The organism is Paenisporosarcina sp. (genome assembly GCF_057785155.1).
The window spans coordinates 1-3,440 of record NZ_JBYNRN010000005.1 but is presented as its reverse complement, the minus strand read 5'-3'; the positions used below and the strand labels follow the sequence as shown (position 1 = coordinate 3,440).

Genomic DNA, 3,440 nt, shown 5'->3' with positions numbered 1-3,440 from the left:
GTTTTGAGGGAATAATCCTCAATCATCTGGTGATGATGGCGAAGAGGTCACACCCGTTCCCATCCCGAACACGGAAGTTAAGCTCTTCAGCGCCAATGGTACTTGGGCTCATGCCCTGGGAGAGTAGGACGTTGCCAGGTATCAACCCTTATCCTGATAGGATAAGGGTTTTTTATTGTTCATTTTTAGAGAAAGAAAAAAGTCCTTATATTTCTCTTTTAAGGTTAAAATACCTAATAAAGTAATCCCCCCCTCTTCTTAACGTAACGTTAAACGAGCTAGATCGGTATTCTAAGCTATTTTTGAGGGGGGATCCTACTAAGGACAAGGCTATAATCTTAAAAAGCTGTAGTGCCTAGTTTTATGCGTTTTAAATTATCTCTTTTATTTTAATTTCATATTCGATTTGCGTAATCTCTCCTAATTGTAAAAGTAAATCTAGAGCTTCCTTTTGTTTTATGGAATCAACGGTATGTTGTATTTGTAAGTTATTAGATTGATTAATGATATAGTCAGGCAGATCATTTTTTATTTTCGTTTGGGTAGAAGGGATAAATCCAGCCTCTAAAATTTTATTAATGTATCCCACCACATTTTTGATATCTGGTCGTTCTAATGTTTCCTTGACCGCATTTAGGATATTCTCTTCACTCTCCATTTTCTTCCATTTATTTAGAGTAGCTGCATTCACCTTAATTCCATAGGAAGTTAACAAATCTTCTAGATGATTAGATGATCCAACAACAACATTTTTTATTAGTTTTTGCTCTATGTTGTTGTTATTCAATGATTTTGTTTTTAATGGTTTTGTTAAATGATTATGTTCGGGTGCATGCTGTGCACTACCCTGGTGCATGCTGTGCACTACCCCTGGTGCATGCTGTGCACTACCCTGGTGCATGCTGTGCACTACCTTGGGAGTTTCGATCGTATAAAGATTAGATGTGTTTCGGATTTTTCGATGTTTGGTGACATCTAAACGGATTTCTTTTTTGAGTAGTCCTTTTTCTACCAATGTAGCTACACAATTAATAGCCTTTCTGCGACTCATTCGACCTAACTTCGCGATAGTATTATATGAAGGAAATGCAGTAGCTTCTCTTGCATTTGCAAAAGATCGTAATACTATATAAACCATTTGCTCATAAATATCGAGATCCGGGATATCCATAATATCCACGGGTACTATGAAAACTCTTAAATTATCCTGTAAAAACTCTGCCATTTTCTTATTTCTCTCCTTTGATTGTCTACAGGAGAAGTATTGCCGATCCCAGACTTTGCGTGATAGAATGAATGCAAGCAAAGCACCAAAGTTCATAGTAAAGGATCATACTTACTTCACTGTATGACTCTTGATTTGACGAGAAAGACGCCTTTAGCCGGGGAAGCTAAATGGGGGCGTCTTTCTCGTTTTTTATTGGTTTAAAAGTTTTAAGCTTGTCCTGTATACACTTGATTACTCGGTCAAAAAACACCATATCTACTTTAGCATAGGACGGAAAAATAGGCATTACTTACCTACACTTTACGTTGTATATCCAACCAACTGTTTTTTACAAAAAAAACCATATGATATCAAAGTTTTTACTTACCTACACTTTACGTTAATTTACTTAAAATTACAAAAAAGTAATAAAATTGTATATTTTTACAAAAAAAACCATATGATATCAAAGTTTTTACTTACCTACACTTTACGTTGTGTATCAAACTATCTGGTTTTTGGGTAAAAATAGGCCCTATTTACTTACCTACAGTTTACATTGGAAAAAAACAGCTTACTTTTTAGAAGTAATTATATCGAAATTACTTACCTACAGTTTACATTCGTGAAGTAAAACTATAATTCGATATGATATACATTCATTTTTACTTACCTACAGTTTACAAAGAGACATTATGTTAACTGTTAAAAAAATACATTTTTTCCATTTGAACAAAAAAATCCTAAAAATTTTTTTTAGGATAGGAAAAGATCAATGTGTAGTTGTTCGGATTGCTGTTGAAGAGGTTCACGCAAAAGGCTTTTAGCTGTAATGGCTTCCGATAGTACTAATTTAAATAGATATCTTCCTCGTCCTTCATTAATAATTTCATACCTTTCAAGAATTTGATTCTCTACTAATTCTTTAATTGCATTCTCTAGTATGTTTTTCTGTATAGCAGGGCGGGCTACACTCATGCCTAACATATCGACAAAGTAAGTAAGTTCTTGTTCAATCACTCTGTGTTTAGGGGCTAGACTACATAACAAAACATAAAGAATTTGAGCCGTGTCGGATTGGAGATCTCGAATGAGCGGCATACTTATATAGGAATAAAAACCTTGTTTTAAACTTTTATAGACGAGATCCCCTAGAAAAACCTCATAATATTGTGCGTTGCTTTCTCCTTTTTTAAAGTTGGTCTTTTGAATAGAAGAGATTAAACGGTACATCCCCTGTTTTTCTACTTCTAATTCTTCGGTTTGTTGGGTTTGATGGAGAAAGATCCGAGTGTTAAATAAGGAGTTTAGAGCTTCATCAATGAGACGATAGCCACTGCCTTTGGTGGGAAAGCCAATGAGGTTTGCTAGTTCATAGTAAGTAAAGATAACTCGTTGACCTTCTCCTTTGGTCTTCCAAAGGGTTTGTAATCCCATAAATACTTTTTGGTCCATTGCAGATAGAATTTCTCCGGTATGGTATTCAATTAACATATCTTCTTTCTGGACCCGGAGAGGTTCAGATAAAAATTGAAGAGCAGGAATTTGATTGTTATTCTCTTCTTTTCTTTTACTAGCTGCAGAGAAGGCTTTGACTGATTGTCGTTCAATAGGATCACTATGATGCCGATACAGTTCCCACTTCAATTTTTTTGTCTCTTGTAAAAGAGCTCGCTTGATTGCAAAATCAGGATCATTGGTCGTTTCATTTTGTTTTTCAAGGTAGTTTAAGATCTTCTTATCTATTTCTTTTAAGTGGTTTGCTGCTTCGGTAAGTTTTTGTTGGAATTCAAGTTTAATTGTAGGGAGATGTGAAAGGTTTCCGGCTCCAAGTTGCCTAGTTAAATCTTCAAGTTCTTTGGTTAAACTGTCTAATAGATTCGCTGCTTCTTTTTTATTCATAGAACGTCCTTTCCTTCTGATAACATGGAACCTAATATCAATATTGTACTATAAAATGAATTTTTGTCTTAAGGGATTGAGGAATTGAAATTCAGAGGTATTGGGGGGAGAGGAAATCTATAAAGTGGTTCATCTTTAAAAGCATAAATTACTACTTGATAAGTTTTTGATAGCATGGTATATTTACACCTGTCGCTTTTGATGTGGCCCGTTGGAGAAGCGGCTTAACTCACATGCCTTTCACGCATGCATTCAGGGGTTCGAATCCCCTACGGGTCACCATATATGGGCGCTTAGCTCAGCTGGGAGAGCACCTGCCTTACAAGCAGGG

The 3,440-nt window shown here is 35.6% G+C and carries 2 protein-coding genes, 1 tRNA gene and 1 rRNA gene; 2 read left to right on the top strand and 2 right to left on the bottom strand.

Annotated features, from left to right (window positions below; genetic code table 11):
• The first annotated feature begins 25 nt into the window (after window positions 1–25).
• A 5S ribosomal RNA gene (rrf, locus tag AC3EA5_RS01180) occupies window positions 26–140 on the top strand.
• Window positions 141–370: 230 nt separating this feature from the next.
• Here the strand turns inward: rrf and AC3EA5_RS01175 are convergent.
• Together AC3EA5_RS01175 and AC3EA5_RS01170 are read right to left on the bottom strand one after the other, a co-directional pair.
• The gene (locus AC3EA5_RS01175) at window positions 371–1,225 is read right to left on the bottom strand and encodes a helix-turn-helix domain-containing protein (protein ID WP_488606722.1); all 855 of its coding nucleotides are present in this window, start codon (window positions 1,223–1,225) and stop codon (window positions 371–373) included.
• A gap of 738 nt (window positions 1,226–1,963) precedes the next feature.
• Window positions 1,964–3,109 carry a replication initiator protein A gene (locus AC3EA5_RS01170; RefSeq protein WP_488606721.1) on the bottom strand — a complete coding sequence of 382 codons (1,146 nt, stop codon included), beginning with the start codon at window positions 3,107–3,109 and terminating at the stop codon, window positions 1,964–1,966.
• A gap of 205 nt (window positions 3,110–3,314) precedes the next feature.
• On the opposite strand from AC3EA5_RS01170, the gene AC3EA5_RS01165 reads away from it, so the two are divergent.
• Window positions 3,315–3,391: transfer RNA gene (locus AC3EA5_RS01165), tRNA-Glu, on the top strand.
• Window positions 3,392–3,440: the final 49 nt, after the last annotated feature.